This window comes from Sphingobium xenophagum (assembly GCF_031457465.1).
Taxonomy (GTDB): domain Bacteria; phylum Pseudomonadota; class Alphaproteobacteria; order Sphingomonadales; family Sphingomonadaceae; genus Sphingobium; species Sphingobium xenophagum_A.
The window spans coordinates 62,758-83,332 of sequence record NZ_JAVDWV010000017.1 but is presented as its reverse complement, the minus strand read 5'-3'; the positions used below and the strand labels follow the sequence as shown (position 1 = coordinate 83,332).

Genomic DNA, 20,575 nt, shown 5'->3' with positions numbered 1-20,575 from the left:
TGTAAACAGTTCGGCGTCGCGCTGGAGCCGTTCATTCAACTGAACCACGCTGGCTATATCCATTCGTCCGAAGCCTTTGGCGGCAAGCCGATGCGATACCGCGAAGTCGCAACTGATTTTCGCGGACACACATCCGAACTGCTAGCCAAAGCGCTGGACGCAAAAGCGCTGGACGCCAGCGTATCGAAAGAGGACAAGGAGAAGCTAGTTGAAGCCCTGCGCCACTGGGGCCTGCTTGATGAGAAGATGGCCTATGGCAGCAGCCTTCGCGTTTCGGGTCAACGCGGCTATGATCGCGCGCCCGGCGGCGGTACCAATGGTGCGCCGACACCCTCGCAGATCGCAAAGCTGGGCGATGTCCTTGACCCGCAGGTTTGGACAGCAATGTCCTTCTATTTCAACTATGTCATGCAAACCACGATGTTCCAGCCGACAGGTGGCATGGATATGATTGGGAAGGCATTTGCCAAACAGGTCGGCAAATTCATAACGTATAACGCCAAGGTAACGAAGGTCGCACAAAGCGAAAAAGGCGTGACCGTCAGCTACAAAGATGTTGGCACCGGCAAGATGTCGACTGCCAGCGCTGACTATTGCGTCTGCACGATCCCGTTGTCGATCATCAGTCAGGTTGAAATGCAGGTTGGCCCGAAGCTGGCGGCGGCGATGAAGGCGGTGCCCTATTCAGGTCAGCTCAAAATCGGGCTGGAATTCAACCGCCGCTTCTGGGAGGAGGATGACGACGTGTATGGCGGCCATAGTTTCACCGACCAGGCAATCGGCCAGTTGTCCTATCCCAATGACCGTATGTTTTCTAACGGGCCAGCCGTGTTGTTGGGCGCATTTGCACGCGATGCCGGCGCATTCGAATTGACCGGCATGACCCCAGCCGAGCGGATCGAAGCAGCACTGGCACAGGGTGAAATATTCCATCCGCAGTACCGCAGGGAATTCTTGAACGGTGTGTCTGTGCCATGGAGCCGGGTGCCTTGGATCCTGGGTTGCGTGTCACGGTGGAGCGAGGAAAATCGCGCGGCACATTATCAGAATCTTGTCGCGCTGGACGGACGGGTTGTGCTGGCAGGCGAACATGCCAGCTATTATGGCGGTTGGATGGAAGGGTCGCTGCTATCTGGCATCGACGCGATCAGCCAGATTCACAGCCGGGCGCAGGTGGCCTGAGATGCGATCTACGCTCGTCATGGTCGCGCCGCTCTTGTTCCTGGTGGCTGGTGCGCTTGCAAGCCCTGCCCATAGCGACACGCCCGGAAGCGCGCAGGCAAAGAACAAGACGATCGACGGCGCGAAAATCTACAAGCAAATCTGTGCCGCATGCCATATGGCAAATGCAATGGGCAGTGGTGCCGGGGCGATTCCGGCGCTGGCGCGCGACCGCAATCTTGCCAACCCCGTTTATCCGATCGGCATTTTGATAACGGGCAAAGGCGCCATGCCGCCGATGAGTGACATGCTAAGCCCGGCTCAGATGGCAGCGGTGCTGACATATGTCCGTACAAATTTTGGCAATGACTATCGCCAGCCCGTCACCGAGTTGGATGTTAAACGGCTGGCCGGACCAAAGAAGATCATGGAATAGATTGTGCCAATGATAGCGGCTAGGTGTCGCGTCGCGTACTGACGCGCGGAATATCCAGTGCTGCGGCAATGGCAGACGTAATGTCGGATATGGCCATTCATACGACGATGTCGGTGATGCGTTCAGGGCACATCGTGACACCTGTTTCCGTCGCGTCGATGGGAAGCAATCGAACCAGTTCGTGATAGATATCATGGTAAACGCCGACGGAACCCGGCCTTGTGCAAATTCGGATCGGGGGTGAAGTTCGCGAGGCATATGGAGGCGAATGGCCGCTTTCGGGAACAGCGATCTGCGCTCTGAATGGCCGATATTGAGCCACTTATACCATCCGTCCGTGATGCTGACTCACGTGGGGGATTCCCGAAGCGGCGAAACTATGAATCTCTGTCTTCGGGTTGGAGGGCATTGTCATGGGTGCAGCGATTGGATTGCGAGACGACTTTGATGCAGCGGGCTTGAGGCGACTGGCGCGGACGACGAAGCGTGCGAACCAGGGACGCCGACTGCTAGCTTTGGCGGAAATCTATGATGGCGCGAACCGCAGCGATGCCGCGCGTATCGGCGGAGTGACCCTGCAGATCGTGCGGGATTGGGTGGTGAGGTTCAACGCCAGAGGTCCAGCCGGCCTCCTTGACGGCAAGGCTCCAGGCAAGCCGCCGTTGCTGAATGATATCCAGCGCCAAGCGCTCGCGGAGGTCGTTGAAAGTGGACCGATACCAGCGATCCATGGAGTTGTGCGTTGGCGGCTGATCGACCTGGCGCGCTGGCTTCATGACGAATTTGGGGTGTCTCTGACGGAAACGACCGTAGGGCGAGAGTTGAAAAAGCTGGGCTATGTCAAATTGACGGCACGCCCACGTCACCATGCCCAGAACGAATATGCGATGGAGGACTTCAAAAAGGGGGGCTTTGCAGCCGAGCTGGCAAAGATCTAAGCCGCCCTCCCGCGCGACACGCCCATAGAGATATGGTTCCAGAGCCTGCCCTGAACTTGATTCAGGGACGAGGCCCGTATCGGCCAGAAAAACAAGATCACCCGCCGCTAGGCCTGGCGCGGCACCCGGCCTTCAACGCCCAAGGATCAGAGGACCAAATCAGCCTACATGTTGGGCTACGCCCGCCTTCGGCCCGGCGCTATCTGCCCTGAGCTTGGCAAGGGCGCTGGCTTGGTCCTGCCCTTCTGTAATACCCAGGCCATGTCGCTGCACCTGGCGGAGATATCGCTCGCTATCGAACCAGGTGCCCACGGCGTGCTGCTGATGGATCAGGCCGGATGGCACATGACCGGGAAGCTGGAAGTGCCCGATAATATCAGCATCGTTCCGCTGCCGCCAAAATGTCCTGAACTCAACGCTCTCCTGAGCGAAGTCGAAGGGCCGGTCGAAAATATCTGGCAGTTCATGCGCGATAACTGGCTATCCAACCGCATCTTCACGTCCCACGACAACATCATCGACCTTTGCTGCGAAGCCTGGAACAGGCTGATCGATCAGCCCTGGCGCATCATGACAATTGGACGCCGCAAATGGGCGCGTGGGTCGTGATCAATGCAGGTTGGTATCACAGGCTTTCGTTTCGACATTGGGCTGCCGCTCGATCGTATAGAGAAAGTCATTCTATCGTAGTGGGATTGACGTTTGAGAGGATAAAGCGTGAGCACTGAACCTGACCGTCGTTATGACATCGGACAGCTCGCCGCATCCACGCGGCGAAAGCCATATTGCGGAACTCCATGCCCCGCTGGCGGACTATATCGTACCGGCCGCGCGGAAGGGCATGGTCAGTAACGCTTCCTGAATTTGGTGCCCCGCACATGCACTGCGGCGGTCAACCCGCAGAATATGACAACCTCTCATTTTTTTCGTCATGATTCTGCAACCACTACGTCGCTGAGATGCCACCAACCCTGCCTAGGGCGACGCCGGGTCAGAAAAAATGGGGTGGGACAATCATGAAAAAATTCGCTGCGTTAGCGGCGGTGCTGGCGTTTGGGTTAACCGTGGGGTCGGTCCCGTCAGCCGCGCATGAAGCCGGACAGGACATGCCACCATGGCAGGGCGCCAGCGCCTGGCCCGACCGTGTTATCGCCACATTCGAAGCCGATCCCGCTACCTCGCTGGCGATCAGTTGGCGGACCGCGGCGAACGTCACCGCCACCCGCGCTGAAATCGCCCTCGCTACGCCCGACGCCCGCTTCGATCTTACCGCGCGCAGCGTGCCCGCCCATACCGAACAGGTGGAACTGGACAAGCTGATGGTCGCGGGCAGCCCCATGGCGCTGGCCGTCAACGACAAGCTGCCCGCCGTCGCCTATCACTCCGTCCGCTTCGACGCGCTGAAGCCCGATACGCTCTATGCCTATCGCGTGATGGGGGCCGACAGTCACTGGAGCGAATGGTTCCAGACCCGTACAGCACCGCTGTCTGGCCCGGTGCGCTTCATCTATATGGGCGACGCGCAAAATGGCGTGCTGTCGCTGTGGTCGCGCACGATCCGCGCCGCGTTTCAGGCCGCGCCCGACGCACGCTTCATGCTGCACGCGGGCGACCTGGTGAACCGTGGTAGCCGCGACGCCGAATGGGCCGACTGGTTCAAGGCGGGCAGCTTCCTGCACGCCATGGTCCCGGCCATCCCGGTCGCGGGCAATCATGAATATGACCAGACCGCGCCCGGCGAAGGCGATCGGGTGCGGATGCTCAGCCATTTGTGGCGTCCGCAATTCCGGCTGCCAACCGACGACAGTCTACCTGCCGAGGTTCAGGAGACGGCTTATGTCTTGCGCTACTCGCCCGACCTGCATGTCTTCGTCCTCGACAGCAACCAGCGTGACATGACGCCCCAGTCGCAATGGCTCGATACCCAGTTGAAGGCATCGACGGCCAAGTGGCGGATCGTGACCATGCATCACCCCGTATTCAGTTCGGGTAAGGACCGCGATAATGCGGGCTCGCGCGAAATCCTGTTGCCCGTGCTGCTGCGCCATAATGTCGACCTGGTGCTGCAAGGCCATGATCACACCTATGCGCGCGGGCTGCTCGATGCCAGCGTGCAGGAACCGCGCCGTCGCGGCTTTGCGCAGGGCGACAAGCTGACGACGATGTTCGTCAATTCGGTATCCGGCCCCAAACAATATCAGTTCCGCAAGGAAGGCTGGGACGATTATGCCCCGACCGGCGTGAAGCTGGAGCGGCAGGGTGAAAATGGGCAGTTTTTTCAGGTGATCGGCATTGATGGCGATCGGCTGAACTATACCGCTTATACGACCGATGGCGTCCAATATGACCATGTCGTCATCGAAAAGCGCGGTAATGCCAAGCGCCTGATCAAGAATGACAAGGCTGCGCCGCCGGTCCGGCGGTTCGACAACAGCCTGCCATATAAAAGCCCGAATTTCTAAACGGCGGCCCGCCCTTTAAGAGGGCGGCCCGTCTTTCCCTTTTCGACAACCAGCCTGCGCGTCGTTGCGCGTGGGGTACCCCTTCTTATTGCCGATGGAGATCGACATGATTCATTCCTGCCGCGCCACCCTGCTTGCTGGTGCCGCCCTGTGCCTGTTCACATCCCTGCCTGCCGCCGCCCAGATGACCGATAGCGGCGCTGCCCAGACGGCCAGCGGCCAGATCAGCGGCGTGGTGGTCGATCGCAACGGCAACCTCGTTGCCGGTGCCACCGTCCAATTGGAGGGATCGAACCTCGTCGAAACGACGGGTGCCGATGGTCGCTTCCTGATCCGCAGTGCGCCGACGGGTCAGGCCCGCGTGCTTGTCCGCTATTTCGGATCGGATTCCGCGACGCAGGACGTAACCGTGACGGCGGGCAGGACGGCTGAAATGCGCGTGGCCATGGGCGGTGCGGATATTGTTGACCAGGACGGCCAGATCGTCGTCATGGCGTCGCGCCCGATCGCCGAATCCGAAGCGGCGGCACTCCAGTTGCAGCGTTCGTCCACCGCGCTGGTGAGCATCATCGCCGCCGACAGCATCGGCCGCTTCCCCGACCAGAATATTGCCGCGTCGCTTGGCCGCCTGCCCGGTGTCGCCGTGCAGCGCGACCAGGGTCAGGATCGCTTCATCAGCCTGCGCGGCGCACGTACGAGCTGGACGACGATTTCGTTCGACGGCATCAACGTGATCAGCCCGGCGGGTCGGACGACCCGTTTCGACACCATCCCGTCGGCCATCGCCAGCAAGGTCGCCGTGCGCAAGGCCGTCACCGCGGACCTCACGGGTGAAGCCGTGGCCGGTCAGGTGGATATCATGACGCGCAGCGCCTTCGACTATCCGGGCCTGAAAGTCGCGGCTGACGTGGGCCTTGGTTTTTCCGAACTGGGCGGCGGGCGTCAGTATAATGTCACCACCCATGTGTCGGATCGCTTCTTGAACGACACCGTCGGCATCCTGCTGTCGGCGTCGCGGTTCGAAATGGACATGATCACCGACAATTTCGAAGCGGGCTGGGAGGTTGCCCCCGAAGACCGCGAGGCCGGGTCGGAATCGCGTATCTGGGCTCATAATACCCAGAACAAGCTATACCGGCTGACCCGTTCGAACACCGCGTTCAGCGGCCGCCTCGACTGGCGTCCATCCAGCGAGCATGAATTTTTCCTCAGTTCGGTGCATACCGAATTCCGGGACGACGAACTGCGCAGCGCTTATGTGTTCGACTTTGATGACGGCGCGGTGCGCACGGACAACACTGCGCCGCAACTGACGGCGCGCCGCACCGGCTATGCCGATATTCGCACCGGCAACACGCCGCTCAACGGCACCATCTATGGCGGCGAAATCGACAGCACGCTCAACAGCAATTCCTCGCGTCAGCGCATCTTTACCAACACGTTGGGCGGCAACCATATATTGGGGGATTGGGGTGCCACCTGGCGGCTCAACTATACCCGTGCCCAGGCGGATAGCCGCCCGCCTTTCGGTTCAACCTGGCGCAGCCCCGCCAACCGGGCGCTCCGCCCCAGCATCGTCTATGATCTGAGCAATCCCGATCTGCACAAGGTCCAGCTCTATGATACGCTGGTCGATGCCAATGGCAATTATTCGCTTGGCCGCCTGCGTGATGCCATCACGCCGACCGAGCTGGAATTTGTGACCTTCACGCGCAACAATCAGCGGGACCAGACCGATGCCTATACCGCGCGGCTCGATTTCGACCGCGTCATCCAGCTATTCGGCCATGATACCAAGATCCAGTTTGGCGGCCAGTATAACAAGCGGACCAAGGAATCGAACCGCACGGTAATCGAAGCGCGCGCCGCCGATCTTCTGGCGAAGGGCATCGCCCTGCCACGCCAGGAAGCATTTGCGTCCAACGATCCCCTCAAAGTCGGCATTCCGCTGGGTTATAGCTTCCGCTATTTCGATAGCGAGGCTGGTGCAGCCCTGCTCGACAGCTATATTGCCGCCGGAGCCTCGCGCATTCAGCCCAACACCTCGGAAAACAACAATTATGTCGTGACCGAAAAAGTCTATGCCGGTTATCTGATGGGCACGATGTATTTCGATCGGGGCAATATCGTTGCTGGTGCCCGTGTCGAGCGGGTCGACAATACGGGGACGGCACTGGTCAATTTCGGTGGCACCTTCGTCCCGACCACGACTGGTTCGGGCAATACGATGGTGTTCCCCAGCATCCACCTCAACTATGATGCAACGGACGAGATCAAGCTGCGGCTTTCGCTCAATACGGGTGCGGCGCGGCCCGATTACACGCTGCTGCGTCCCAATTTCACCTTCTCCGATCAGGCGGAAACCGTTTCGGGTGGCAATCCTTTCGCCACGCCGGAAAAGGCGGTTGGTGTCGATGCCTATTTCGAATGGTATATGGCCAATCGCGGCTTCCTGTCCGTGGGCGTCTATTACAAGAAAATCCGCGACGTTCTGTTCGACTCGCAACTGCCCCAGTTCGGTAGCAACGTGCTCAACAGCGATGGGATCGACCGTTCGGTCTATCTCTACAACACGACGATCAACGGTGGCAAAGGCGAGATCAAGGGTCTGGAGCTGGCCTATTCGCAGCCGTTTGAAGGCCTGCTCAAGAGCATCGGTGCACCCGAATGGCTGCAGGGCTTCGGCTTCCAGGGCAACCTGACGCTCAACGATTCAACCGCGAAAACGCCGGATGGTCGCAACGTCAAGTTGCCCGGTGCGTCTGACCTCATTTACAACGCCTCGCTCTACTACGAACAATATGGGCTGTCGCTGCGCGCGAGTTGGCAGAAGCGTGACGCCTGGCTCGACAGCCTTGGTGGTGATGCGGTGGTTGGCGACAATTATTGGAGCAGCGTCGGGCGTCTCGACATGTCGGCCCGCTATGCCATCAGCCCACGGGTCGAATTATTCGTCGATGCCAATAATCTGCTGGACGAGCCGGGCATCCGTTATGTCGGCAATCCGTCGCGCACGATCGAGTTTGAGAAGTTCGGCGCGCGCTTCATGGGCGGTGTTCGCATCAACTTGGGGGGCAGTGGATCGCGTCGCTGACGCGAGCGCGAATACCATCGTCAAAGGGCCGGGTCGGCCAGTTTCAAGGATGTAAAATGAAGCCACTCTTCCTATTTCTAGCCTTGGCTGGTCTGCTCCCGGCCAGTGCGGTGCTGGCCCATGATGACCATAGTCGCCATGGCGGGCTGGCCGAGGCACCGCCGAGCGATCATGCGGCAAAGCCTGGCTCGTCCAAGGGGCGGCGCTGGATGGCCGGCGACCATCATATCCACAGCGAGTTCAGCGCCAGCTATAAAGTCGACCCGGCAGCGCCGGAAACACCGCCCAAGCCGCTGTTGGGCAAGGATGGCCGCTACGCCATTGCGAAGAATGCGGAGATGGGGGCCAGTTTCGGCCTGCGCTGGATGGTGTCTACCGATCATGGTGGCCCGCTCCATTCCCGGCTCAATTTCGAACAGGCCTATCCGCAATTGCTCGTCGCGCGGAAGGCCGTGCCGCAGATATTGATCTTCTACGGCATGGAGTTCGACACGCCAGGCGGCGACCATAGCAGCCTGATCATCCCGTTCACGCGGGGTGAGCGTGAGCAATTGCGCGATATCGAATCGCGCTTTTCGAAGCGGGAGGCGCATCCGAGCGATCCGGCCCGCGATACCGAGCCCAAGATGATCGAAGCGCTGCGCTATATGCGGGAGCAGAAGAAGCTGCCGGTCCTGATCGCCAACCATCCGTCGCGTTCGGCCAAGGATGTCGGCGTCTATGGGCAATATACGCCCCGCGAATTCCGCGACTGGAACGATACCGCGCCCAATGTCTCGGTCGGCATGGAGGGCGCGCCCGGCCATCAGGCAGGTGCCATCAACCCGGATGGCAGCAACGACCCCGAAGGCGCGCGTGGCGGCTATCGCAATTCGCCGACGATGGGCGGCTTTGACCAGATGACCGCGCGCCTTGGCGGTTTCTGGGATTCGATGCTGGGTGAAGGGCGGCGCTGGTGGATTACCGCCACGTCCGATTCCCATTATAACTGGCGCGATGGCGGCAGTGATTTCTGGCCGGGGGAATATTCCAAAACCTATGTCCATGCCCGTGGCGATCATGCCGACGTGCTGGACGGACTGCGCAGCGGGCGGGTGTTCGTCACCACCGGCGACCTCATCAGCGAACTCGACGTCGCGGTGCAGGCCAAAGGCGGCAAACAGGCGGCGTCCATGGGCGGCACGATCATGGTGAAGCCGGGCGATGATGTCGACGTGGTGATCAGGCTGCGCGATCCGGCAGGGACCAACCATGGTGGACGGACGCCTGACGTGGCGCGCGTCGATCTCATCATGGGGGACGTGACCGGGCCGGTCTCAGACCGCAGCGCGGATCGCAACGCGACCACCAGGGTCGAACGGCGCTTCACCGCCAATGACTGGCAAAGGGACGGCGAAGTGCTGACGATGCGTCACACCCTCAAAGATGTGCGCGGGCCGATCTACCTGCGGGTGCGCGGTACCAGCACCGAGGAAGCGGAACCGTCCTCCGATCCCAAAGGGGAAGATCCGTGGAGCGACCTGTGGTTCTACGGCAATCCGCTGTTCGTGAAAGTGGGGTAGGATCAGAGGGGCTTTGATTGGCCCCTCTCGTCCGATCTTGGCCAGCGGTTTGTCGGCCACGGTCTTGAAGTTACTGGAAGCCGCGACGCTTGCCTCAGTGCTGTCGATCTTACCATTTCAACTACAAATCTTCGCCCTTCGCCAGCACTATCAGATGGCGTCGCGTCGCGAAATGGCCCCCCCTACGACTTCAAACCAAGTTGCACTGGTTCAAATTGCCGTTTCCAATGAGTTACAACAAAGGCAGTCCCGCGAAGGCGGGAGAGGGCGAGGTTGCGTCTAGGCCTTACGCCTTCACCACTTCATCAATCGCTTTCAGCTTCGCGAGCATCGGCGCGACCCAGTCGAGCGGGAGCATGACCGGGCCGTCGGAGGGGGCGTTGTCGGGGTCTTGGTGGGCTTCGGCGAAGATGGCCGCGACGCCGGCTGCGATCGCGCTGCGGGCCAGCAAAGGCGCATATTCGCGCTGGCCGCCGGATGCGGAGCCGAGGCCGCCGGGCTGTTGCACCGAATGGGTGGCGTCGAATACGACCGGATAGCCGGTCTGCGCCATGACGGGCAGGGCGCGCATGTCGCTGACCAATGTATTGTAGCCAAAGCTCGCGCCGCGTTCGGTCAGCAGGATGCGGTCATTGCCGGTCGAGGCGACCTTTTGCGCGACCGCCGCCATGTCCCACGGGGCCATGAACTGGCCCTTCTTGACGTTGATGACCGCGCCCGTCCGCCCGGCGGCGAGCAGTAGGTCGGTCTGGCGGCAGAGGAACGCCGGGATTTGCAGAATATCCACCGCCTGCGCGGCGGCCTCCACCTGGCCTGCGTCATGCACGTCGGTCAGCACCGGGCAGCCGAGTGTCGCCTTCACCTCCGCCAGGATCGCCAGCCCTGCGTCGATGCCGACGCCGCGCTGGCCCGATACCGATGTCCGGTTCGCCTTGTCGAAACTGCTCTTGAAGATGAAGGGCACGCCCGCTTGCCGCGCCGCCTGTGCCAGCGCGTCGGCCATGAACAGCGCATGGTCGCGGCTTTCGATCTGGCAGGGGCCGGAAATGAGGACGAAGGGCAGGTCGTTGCCGAAGGTGACGGAACCTGTGGAGATATGGTTTGGGCTGGTCATGGCGCTCATTTGGGCGCTTTGGCGAAGCGGCGCAACAATTGCCCGCGCCACAGGCCCTTGCCCGGATGATAGTTCCAGCAGAACCAGCCAAAGGCGAGGCAGGCGATGAGGGACGGCAGCGCCATTGGGTCGCCCTGTCCCTTCATATGGCGGTAAAAGGCCATGTCGGCGCGCCAGCGGTCCCGCTCGCTGCCGCCGCCATTAATGCCATAGGCGTTGTCATGTTTCCTACAGCCGATGTTTCGGTTGTATTTGCGATGGTCTATGAAATAGCAATAGTCGCGTTCGGGTGTGCTCATGCCCCGATTAGGGCTGGGTCAGTGCAAAAGTTCAAGCGTAAAGTCTTCTACCTCGGCGGTTTCGATCCGCGCGGCGTGCGTTTTTATCATCAGCTCTACCGCGAACAGGCGGCGCGCTATCATAGACTGACGGGGGAGGATGTGACCGTCGGCGCGCGCCGGGCCGGGCCGGACGGGTCGCTGGTGTCGGTGCAATGGGACGTCGCCAATGAACAGGCGGGCGTCGCGGTCGATTATGAGTATCTGCGCTGGGAAGATTTGATCGCGAAAGTGTGGATCCGCAGTCCGCTGCCGCTGGCGCTGCGAGCGGCGCGGGCCTATTTCGGCCATGCGCGCTTCATGCAGTTCGGGCAGATGCGCAAGCTGCGGTCCGGGCCGGTCATCACCATCCTCTATCCGCCGCTGTTCGCGGTGCTGATCCCGCTGTTGCTGGCGCTGGTGCCTGCGCTGTTGCTGTCGTTGCTGCTGCCTTTCTGGGTCAGTACGCTGGTCGGCATCGGTATCAGCGCGCTGCTGTCGGGGCGTTTGCTGGCCAAGCTGGTCGTGCCCTGGCTGCTGCGGTTCATGACCTATCATGGCGCGCTGGCCGCCGATGGGCCGGGCGCGGAGCTGGACGCGCGGCTCGACCAGTTTGCCGTCCGTATCGCAGCGGAACTGGACGGCGATTGGGACGAAGTGCAGATCGTCACGCATAGCGCGGGCACCATATTGGGCATGAGCATATTGCGTCGTGTGTTTGCCTTGCGCGGCGGCGCGGCGATGCCCGACCATGCCGTCATGGTGGGCATGGGGCAGGTGGTGCCGGTGATCGGCCTGCGCCGCGACGCGGCCTGGTATCATGATGATCTGGCGGCGCTGGCGGACAAGGCGTTCCGCTATGTCGATATTTCCTCGCCCCCCGATGGCGCGGCCTATTATAACGTCAATCCGCTGCGGCTTGTCGCGGATCAATATGCCGCGCGGGTGGACATGCTATCGCCGCGCTTCCATCTCTTCTATCAGCCGGACAATTATCATGGCGGCTGGTCGAACAAATATGAGGCGCATTTCGACTATCTGCGCGTGGGCGACCGGCTTTCGCCGCTCGATTTCATCAGCCTGACCGCTGGCCCCCGCACCGTGGACGAAGCCGTCGCTGCCTTCAGGACGATCCCTTGACCGACCCGCTTTTCACCCCGCCCTATCCGCAGCCACCCCGCACCAAGCGCGGCCTCATAAAGCGGTTCCTGCGCGGCTGGCATAGCTGGATCCATGTGCTGTTCGACAAAAGCTATACGATGAAGATGGGCGAAATCCGCCTGCCGCGCCGGACCATGTATATCGCCAATGAGCTGAGCCTGGTGGACCAGATTTTGCGCGGCGGCACCGCATTCCCCAAGCATAGCGAACTGGTCCGCAATCTCGATCCGCTGATCGGCAACAGCGTCTTTTCCGCCAATGGCGCGGATTGGGAAAGCCAGCGGGCGATGGTCAATCCCGCCTTTGCCCATACCGCGCTGGGGCGGACCATGCCGCTGATGGTCGCGGCGGCCGATGATCTGGTCGCGCGGCTGGACGCGGCCGATCGCGCAGCGCCGGTCGATATTGATCCCATGATGACGCATGTCGCGGCCGACATCATCTTTCGCACGCTGTTTTCGCAGGCGCTGGACGCGACACGGTCGAACATCATCCACACCGCCTTCGGCAAGTTCCAGCGGCTGGCGCACAGCGCGTCGATGCTGCGGCTGTACGGCATTCCCGCCGGTTGGTTCGAGACGCGCTCGAAAGGCCCGGCACGCGCCATCCATGACGTGTTCCGCCCGATCGTGGAGGCGCGCTATGAAGGCTGGCATGCGCGCGGGGAAGCGCCGCATCGCGACATTCTCCAGTCGCTGATCGAGGCGAAACATCCCGACACCGGGGAATCCTTCACCTGCAATCAGGTGATGGAGCAGGTGTCGACGATCTTCCTCGCGGGGCATGAGACATCGGCCAGCACCATGACCTGGGCGCTCTATATGCTCGCCGAATGCCGACATATTCAGGACCGGGTTAGGGCGGAAATCAGCGCGGTTGCGGGCGACGCGCCGCTAACAGCGGCGATGCTCAAGGAGATGGGGCAGCTCCGCAACATCTTCCGCGAGACGCTGCGCCTCTATCCGCCCGTCTCCTTCCTGCCGCGCGAAGTCACCTGTCCGATGGACATGCGCGACAAGCATCTGGAGACTGGATCAATGCTGGTGGTCGCGCCGTGGCTCACCCAGCGCAACAAGGATAATTGGGCCTGCCCCCATGCCTTCGACCCCGATCGCTTCGACGATCCCGCCAATGCGGATATGGCGAAACAGGCCTGGTTCCCGTTCGGCCGGGGACCGCGCGTGTGCGTCGGGGCGGGTTTTGCCCAGCAGGAGGTGATGACGGTGATCGCCGCGGTCGTGCGGCGCTTTGCCCTGAGCGTGCCGCCGGGGTTCAAGCCCGAACCGATCAGCCGCCTCACCATCCGGCCAAGGACGGGGATGCCGTTGTTATTTGGGGCGATCGCGTAATCACGGCGCAGGGCTTTTTTGTGTAACCGTTCGTGCTGAGTAGAGACTGAGCTTGTCGAAGGCTCGTATCGAAGCATCCGCGCCAATGTCCTTCGATACGGCATTTGCCCTTCGGTCGACTGCGACTTCGACTTCGCTCAATGCCTACTCAGGACGAACGGGTCGAGAGGTATCATGAGCGCCCCTGGTGCGCAGCAAACGACGCACCGACGTCACGCCATCTCCTCCTCCGGCACCACATCGACCATCAGTTGCAGGCTTTGTCCGCCGCCGCCGACGAACAGCCCGTCCATCGGCGCGACGTCGGCATAGTCGCGGCCCATGGCGACGAAGAGATGGCCGTCGCCGGTGATGACGCCATTGGTGGGGTCAAAGCCGATCCAGCCGCGCGTGCGACCGCACCATAGCATGACCCAGGCGTGCATCGCATCCGCCCCGATCAGGCGCGGCTTGCCGGGGGGCGGGTAGGTACGCAGATAGCCGCTGACATAGGCGGCGGGCAGTCCGGCGAGGCGCAGCGCGACCACCATGACATGGGCGAAATCCTGGCACACGCCATGGCGCGCGGCAAAGGCGTCGGCGACGGGTGTCGCCGCGTCGGTGCTGCCCGGTTCATAGCGAAATTCGGCGCGGATGCGCTGCGCCAGGTCGAGCGCGGCAGCGACGATCGGCCGGTCAGGCGACAGGCCATCGCCGACCCATGCGCCGATGTCCGCCAAGAGCGGCGCGCGCACCGAGGCATAGAGATAATGGGCGGGTGCGGCCGGTCCCATGTCGCGTTCGGCCAGCGCCGCCTGCGCCACCGCGCCGATGGTGGGATCATCCGCTTGCGGGACGATCGCCCCGCCCTGCACGCCGATGCGGAAGCGGCTTTCGATGGTGAGCTGGCGGATCGGGCTTTCGATCACCAGCCGGGCGACATGGACCGGCCAGGCGCCGGGGCGCGAATCAATCGCCGATGGCAGCGGATCGACCTCCAGCGCATAGTCGGACGTCCATTGGCCCGGCCACGGCGCGGGCCGCAGCCGCAGGTTGAAGCGGGCCAGCCGCATCGGGCTGGCATAGCGCAGGATGGTGCGGTGCCGGACATGGTAGATCATGACAGCAGGTCCATCGTCTCGGTCTTGCGCACCTGCAGGAAATAGCGCTGGCCGATCGCGTCGGAGAGGCCGAGTAGTCTGCTTTCCACATCGGCGATATCGGCCATCGTCAGCATGTCGCCGGTCAGCGGCGCGAGCCGCGCGACCAGCGCATCGGCGCGGCGCAGCGGTTCTTCGGGCATGCCGTCGGCGCGCAGCGTCGGCAGCGCGGCGATATGCTCGGCCAGCCGTGCCGCCTGATAGACGATCGCGCGCGGATTATGCGGCTCCAGCGCGACGAGATCGCGCACCGGCGGCAGCGCGGGGCCGGTCAGGTATCGGGTGCGATAGCTGATCTGGCTGTCCTGCAGGTCGAGCAATACGGTCAGGTCGTCGGCGCTGGCGCCATCGCCGCCGAACAGGCTGACGAGGCGGCAGCCATTGATCGCGCGCTCCATGCGGCGGCCCATATCATGGAAGCGCCAGGCGTCGGTGCGCGCCATATTCTCCGCCGCCAACCCCGACAGCGCGGAAATCCGCTCGATCATGCGGGATGTGGCGTCGAGCAGCGTTTCTGTCACCGCACCGTCGAAGCGAGGCAGCGGCAGGCGTACCAGCCGCCACACATCGCTTGCCAGCCGGTCGCGCAGCCCTTCGCCGATATTGGCGACCCGGCCCATCAGCGTCCGCACGCTGCCGCTTTGCTGGGCGTCGCCCAGTGCGATGGCGCAGAGCGGGCCGACCGCGCCGCGACTGCCGGGGATCGCGCCCCACAAAGCCAGTTGCCCGACCAGCCGCGCCATGGTGGGCGAAGCAAGCGAGGGGCCGATGTCCGCCTCGATCGATCCGCCGACGATCGCGCGGATCAGCCGCAGCGTCATTTCAGTGCGCTCGATATAACGGCCCAGCCAGAAGAGATTGTCCGCCGCCTTGGCCGGCAGCATGCCGCCCACGCGCCGGATCGCGGGCGCGCCGCCCGATCCCAGCAGCGTGTCGGGGGGCACGGGCTGGCTGTCGATGACGCACATGTCGGCGGACATGTCGCCCCGGCCCATCAGCGCGGCGCGAATGTCGCCATGGCCCGCGAGGCGCGCGAAGGCACCGGGCATCACGCGCCACTGGCCGAGTGCATCGCGCGCCACGAATACGCGCAGGGTGAAGGGCAGGGGGGTCAATTGCCCGTCGACGATGGCGGGGGTGGTCGATAATTTAACCACTTCCTGCCCGACATAGTCCATCGGCCGCCGCGCCATCGCGTCGAGCAGGGCGGCGCGCTGATCCTTGTCCAGCGCCGATCCGGGGGCGAAATGCGCGTCCGGCAGGCCCGCGACCGTCTGATCGAAGGCGGAACCCACGACCAGTTCGTCCAGTCGCTCGCGCACATAGGCGCGCTCCTTGCCCTGTCCGCACCACCAGGTCGCGATATTGGGCAGGATCAGCTCCTCGCCCAGCACCGCGCGCGCCAGTTGCGGAAGGAAGGCGGCGAAGGCGCGCGATTCGATCACGCCCGCGCCCGGCCAGTTGCTGACCATCAGGCCGCCACGCGCGCAGGCATCATAAAGGTCGGGCACGCCGATGCGCGATTTGCTGTCGAAAGCGAGCGGGTCGAGGAAGCGGCTGTCGAGCCAGCGCCACAGCCCGTCGATCCGCTTCAATCCCTGGATGGTGCGGACGAATAATTGCCCGTCGGTGACGATCAGATCCTCGCCTTCGACCAGCAACAGGCCGAGATAGCGGGCGAGGTGCGCCTGTTCGGCATAGCTCTGGTTGAAGCGGCCGGGCGTCAGCAGGCCGATGCGCGGGTCGGACCGGGCGCAATCGGCGGCCAGCCCCCGGCGCAATTCGTCGAAAAAGGGCGCGAGCCGCCGCGTGTTCATCGCGCCGAGCAGGTCGCCGGTGGCGCGCGACAAAGCGAGCCGGTTTTCCAGCGCATAGCCCACCCCCACCGGGGTCCGCACCCGGTCGGACAGGACGCGCCATTCGCCCGCCGGGCCGCGGCCGATGTCGGCGGCGTAGAAATGGAGCTGATGCCCCTGCGGCGGCGGCGCGCCGTTCATGACGCGCCAATAATGAGCGCTGCCGGTCACGATGCTGGCGGGCAGATTGCCGTCCATCACCAGTGACTGGGTGGAATAAATGTCCGTGATCACCCGCTCCAGCAGGTCGGCGCGCTGGGCCAGGCCCCGCTCGATATGCGCCCATTCGTCCGCGCCGATCAGCAGCGGCACTGGCCCCAGCGGCCAGGCGCGTTCCTGTTCGTCGCCGGTCAGGCGGAACGCCATGCCCAGGTCGATCGCCTGCCGCCCAACATGGTCGGCGAGCGTCGCGGGGTCGCCCTGCGCCTGCGCCGACAGCCGTTCCAGCATCGTCCGCCAGCGCGGGGCCATGGCGGGCGCGGCGTCGGCGAACAAATCCCCCGCCGGTGCGGCGGCGAGATAGGCGTCGGCCCATCCCCCCGCCGCACCGGGCGGGGCCGCGGCGTCTGCGGCCATCACAGCCCCGGTTGTTTGAAGCGCAGGTCCAGCGTCATCGGAAATTCGCTGGCCGTTTCGGCGGCGGGCATGTCGACTTGGCCTGGGGTGTGGCCATAATCCTGGAACCGCGCCTTACGCCGGGCTTCGGCCTCATAGCCGTTGATCGGCAGCGTGTCGTAATTGCGGCCGCCCGGATGCGCGACATGATAGACGCAGCCGCCCAGCGACCGGCCGCTCCAACTGTCCAGCACATCGAAGGTCAGCGGCGCATTGGCGGGCAGATGGGGGTGGAGGCAATTGGCCGGTGCCCACGCCTTGTAGCGCACGCCACCCACCGCTTCGCCCGGAACGCCGGTGGCGGTCATCGGCACCTGCCGCCCGTTGCACGCGACGATGTGGCGTCCGGCGACCAGGCCCGTGGCGCGCACCTGCAACCGTTCGGTCGAACTGTCGACATAGCGCACCGTGCCGCCGATCGCCCCGGTTTCGCCCAGCACGTTCCAGGGTTCGAGCGCATGGGCGATTTCAAGTCCCACGCCGCCCGCATCCACCGTGCCATGGACGGGGAAGCGGAACTGGCGCTGCGCCTCGAACCAGTTGGGGTCGAAATCATAGCCCGCGCCGCGCAGGTCGGACAGGATTTCGAGAAAATCGGCCCAGACGAAATGGGGCAGCATGAAGCGGTCATGCAGCGTCGTGCCCCAGCGGACCAGATGGCCCTGCTGCGGTTGTCGCCAGAACCAGGCGGTCAGTGCGCGCAGCAGCAATTGCTGCGCCAGGCTCATGCGCGCTTCGGGCGGCATTTCGAACCCGCGAAACTCCAGCAGGCCCAGCCGCCCGGTGGGACCATCGGGCGAGAACATCTTGTCGATGCAGATTTCGGTGCGGTGGGTGTTGCCCGTTACATCGACCAGCAGGTTGCGGAACAGCCGATCGACCAGCCAGGGCGGCGGCAGCTTGTCTTCCCCCTCCCGGATCGGGTCGGGCACCTGCGCCAGCGCGATTTCCAGCTCGTACAGGCCGTCATGCCGCGCCTCGTCGATGCGCGGTGCCTGGCTCGTCGGGCCGATGCACAGGCCCGAAAAGAGGTAGGAGAGCGAAGGGTGGCGCTGCCAATAGAGGACGAAGCTCTTGAGCAGGTCGGGGCGGCGGATGAAGGGCGAGTTATTGAGCGTCGGCCCGCCCAGCACGATATGATTGCCCCCGCCGGTGCCGACCGAACGGCCGTCGACCATGAATTTGTCGGCGGTTAGCTGGCATTCGCGGGCATGGTCATAGACTTGCTGGGTGATGTGAACCGTCTCGTCCCAGCTTGCAGCGGGCTGGACATTCACTTCGATCACGCCGGGGTCGGGCGTGGCCTTCAGCACGTCGATGCGCGGGTCTGGCGGCGGCGAATAGCCCTCGATCCGCACGGGGATACGCAGCGCTTCGGCGGCCGCCTCGACCTCGGCGATCAGTTCCAGATAATCTTCCAGCGCTTGCACCGGCGGCAGGAAGACCGAGAGATAATGGCCGCGCGGCTCGACCGTCACGGCGGTGCGCACCGCGCCTTCGATGATGACCTGCTCGACCCGTTCCTGCGCGGCCATGCCGCCTTCGGGACCGGCGACCCGCTGCGACTGTTGCGCGCGCACTTCCTCGACGCTCGCCTGTTCGACGATCTGGGTGCGGAAATCGGGTAGCGGTTCGCGCGGTTCGCTGGTGTCGCGGGGGTGGATATAGGGATAGTCGGAGGGCGGCACATAAGGCAGCGACCCCAGCGGCAGGCGATAGCCCAGCGCCGAATCGCCCGGCACCGCGAACAGCTTGCCGCGCCGCAACTGCCAGATTTCGCTCTGCCAGCGGGGCTTGGCGACCTGGCTTTGCCAGCGCTGCACCGGCAGCACATAGCCGACCGGCTGGTCGAGGCCGCGCTCGAACGTCTTGACCATCCGCGCCCGCGCTTCGGGGTCGCTGATCTTGGGATCATCGGGGCTGGCGTTGATCGGCAGGTCGGCTTCCTTCACCGCCCAGACCGCCGGATCTTCATAGACCGCATGGGTATATTCGTCGGTAAAGCCCATATTCCCGGCCATATGGCTGAGGAAAGCGCGAGCGTCTTCGGGCGTCACCATGCGCGCGCCATCGGGCGCATCGTCGGGCGCGATCAGGCTTTCGTCGCGCCAGATCGGCGTGCCATCCTTGCGCCAATAGACCGCATAGGCCCAGCGCGGCAGACTTTCGCCCGGATACCATTTGCCCTGCCCATGATGCAGCAGGCCGCCCGGCGCAAAGGTCGCGCGCAGCTTGCGGATCAGCCGGTCGGCATAGGCCGCCTTGGTCGGCCCCACCGCATCGCCATTCCATTCGCCCGCATCGCCGCCATCGACCGCCACGAAGGTCGGCTCGCCCCCGGTGGTCAGGCGCACATCCTGCGCGATCAGGTCGGCATCGACTTGTGCGCCCAGCGCCATCACCGCGTCCCAGCGGCTGTCGGTAAAGGGCTTGGTGATCCGCACCGCTTCGGCAATGCGGCTGACATTCATCGCAAATTCGAAATCGACTTCGGCGGGTTCGGCCATGCCGCTGATCGGTGCGGCGGACTTGTAGTGCGGCGTCGCGCAGAGCGGGATATGCCCCTCGCCCGCGAACATGCCGCTGGTGGCATCGAGCGCTACCCAGCCTGCGCCGGGCACATAGGCCTCCGCCCAGGCATGGAGGTCTACGACGTCCTGCGTAACGCCCTTCGGCCCTTCGATCGGTTCGACATCGGCGACCAGCTGGATCGAATAGCCCGACACGAAACGCGCGGCAAAGCCCAGCCGGCGCAGCAACTGCACCAGCAGCCAGGCCGAATCGCGACACGATCCGGTGCCGATCTCCAGCGTCTCTTCCGGCGTCTGCACGCCCGCTTCCATGCGGATGACATAGCCAACCTGTTGCTGCAGGCGGCGGTTCACCTCGACCAGGAAATCGACGGTGCGGCTGGTGTAGCCGTCATATTGCGCCACCATCGCCTCGAACATCGGCCCTTGCGGTTCGATATCGAAATAGGCGGCAAGATCGGTCTTGAGCTGATCGTCATAGGCGAAGGGATAGGTCTCCGCATAAGGCTCGACGAAGAAATCGAACGGATTGATGATGTCGAGGTCCGCGAGCAGATCGACCTGGATGCGGAAATGATCGACCGGATCGGGAAACACCACGCGCGCCAGCCAGTTGCCGTGCGGGTCCTGCTGCCAGTTCAGAAAATGGTTCGCCGGTTCGATCTTCAGCGCATAATTGGGGACTTTGGTCCGGCTATGCGGCGCGGGGCGCAGGCGGATGACCTGTGGCCCCAGGCGGATCGGGCGATTGTAACGATAGGCGGTGAGGTGGTGGAGTGCGGCTTTGAGCATGGCCGCGATCAAACGCTACCCCCTGCTGCAATGCAACAGGCAATCGCG

Annotated in this window: 12 protein-coding genes and 1 pseudogene; 8 read left to right on the top strand and 5 right to left on the bottom strand. The window is 63.4% G+C overall.

Annotation, left to right across the window (positions count from 1 at the left end; genetic code table 11):
* The 6 genes and pseudogenes from J2W40_RS16995 to J2W40_RS16970 all read left to right on the top strand — a co-directional run.
* A partial coding sequence (locus J2W40_RS16995) for a flavin monoamine oxidase family protein (RefSeq protein WP_310227024.1) occupies positions 1 to 1,182 on the top strand: 1,182 nt, incomplete at its 5' end.
* A 19-nt stretch (positions 1,183 to 1,201) separates the two neighbouring features.
* Positions 1,202 to 1,597 carry a c-type cytochrome gene (locus J2W40_RS16990; protein ID WP_310227022.1) on the top strand — a complete coding sequence of 132 codons (396 nt, stop codon included), beginning with the start codon at positions 1,202 to 1,204 and terminating at the stop codon, positions 1,595 to 1,597.
* 413 nt (positions 1,598 to 2,010) lie between these two features.
* Positions 2,011 to 3,144: pseudogene (locus J2W40_RS16985) on the top strand (IS630 family transposase).
* A gap of 407 nt (positions 3,145 to 3,551) precedes the next feature.
* On the top strand, positions 3,552 to 4,997 hold the full coding sequence (locus tag J2W40_RS16980) for a purple acid phosphatase family protein (protein WP_310227020.1): 1,446 nt from the start codon (positions 3,552 to 3,554) through the stop codon (positions 4,995 to 4,997).
* Positions 4,998 to 5,103: 106 nt separating this feature from the next.
* Positions 5,104 to 8,091 (top strand): TonB-dependent receptor, encoded by a 2,988-nt coding sequence (locus tag J2W40_RS16975; protein ID WP_310227018.1) that lies wholly within the window; start codon positions 5,104 to 5,106, stop codon positions 8,089 to 8,091.
* A gap of 56 nt (positions 8,092 to 8,147) precedes the next feature.
* Positions 8,148 to 9,653: a phosphoesterase gene (locus tag J2W40_RS16970; RefSeq protein WP_310227016.1), complete on the top strand. Its 1,506-nt coding sequence runs from the start codon at positions 8,148 to 8,150 to the stop codon at positions 9,651 to 9,653.
* 286 nt (positions 9,654 to 9,939) lie between these two features.
* On the opposite strand, the gene kdsA is transcribed toward J2W40_RS16970, so the two are convergent.
* Both kdsA and J2W40_RS16960 read right to left on the bottom strand, forming a co-directional pair.
* On the bottom strand, positions 9,940 to 10,776 hold the full coding sequence (gene kdsA, locus J2W40_RS16965; RefSeq protein ID WP_409050395.1) for a 3-deoxy-8-phosphooctulonate synthase: 837 nt from the start codon (positions 10,774 to 10,776) through the stop codon (positions 9,940 to 9,942).
* Positions 10,773 to 11,066, bottom strand: coding sequence for a hypothetical protein (locus J2W40_RS16960; RefSeq protein WP_037480281.1), 294 nt, complete (start codon positions 11,064 to 11,066; stop codon positions 10,773 to 10,775). Before J2W40_RS16960 ends, kdsA begins: the two co-directional genes overlap by 4 nt.
* 21 nt (positions 11,067 to 11,087) lie before the next feature.
* Here J2W40_RS16960 and J2W40_RS16955 point away from each other — a divergent pair, with 21 nt between their 5' ends.
* Positions 11,088 to 12,224 carry a hypothetical protein gene (locus J2W40_RS16955; protein ID WP_310227010.1) on the top strand — a complete coding sequence of 379 codons (1,137 nt, stop codon included), beginning with the start codon at positions 11,088 to 11,090 and terminating at the stop codon, positions 12,222 to 12,224.
* The gene (locus J2W40_RS16950) at positions 12,221 to 13,594 is read left to right on the top strand and encodes a cytochrome P450 (RefSeq protein ID WP_310227008.1); all 1,374 of its coding nucleotides are present in this window, start codon (positions 12,221 to 12,223) and stop codon (positions 13,592 to 13,594) included. The genes J2W40_RS16955 and J2W40_RS16950 overlap by 4 nt, the downstream gene beginning before the upstream one ends.
* A gap of 212 nt (positions 13,595 to 13,806) precedes the next feature.
* Here J2W40_RS16950 and J2W40_RS16945 read toward each other — a convergent pair whose 3' ends face one another.
* Genes J2W40_RS16945 through J2W40_RS16935 form a run of 3 tightly spaced genes read right to left on the bottom strand, consistent with a single transcriptional unit; the run spans position 13,807 to position 20,527 of the window.
* Positions 13,807 to 14,694: a transglutaminase family protein gene (locus J2W40_RS16945; protein ID WP_310227006.1), complete on the bottom strand. Its 888-nt coding sequence runs from the start codon at positions 14,692 to 14,694 to the stop codon at positions 13,807 to 13,809.
* Positions 14,691 to 17,165 carry a circularly permuted type 2 ATP-grasp protein gene (locus J2W40_RS16940; protein ID WP_310227004.1) on the bottom strand — a complete coding sequence of 825 codons (2,475 nt, stop codon included), beginning with the start codon at positions 17,163 to 17,165 and terminating at the stop codon, positions 14,691 to 14,693. The genes J2W40_RS16945 and J2W40_RS16940 overlap by 4 nt, the downstream gene beginning before the upstream one ends.
* Positions 17,165 to 20,527 carry a transglutaminase family protein gene (locus J2W40_RS16935; protein ID WP_310227003.1) on the bottom strand — a complete coding sequence of 1,121 codons (3,363 nt, stop codon included), beginning with the start codon at positions 20,525 to 20,527 and terminating at the stop codon, positions 17,165 to 17,167. Before J2W40_RS16935 ends, J2W40_RS16940 begins: the two co-directional genes overlap by 1 nt.
* Positions 20,528 to 20,575 lie beyond the last annotated feature (48 nt).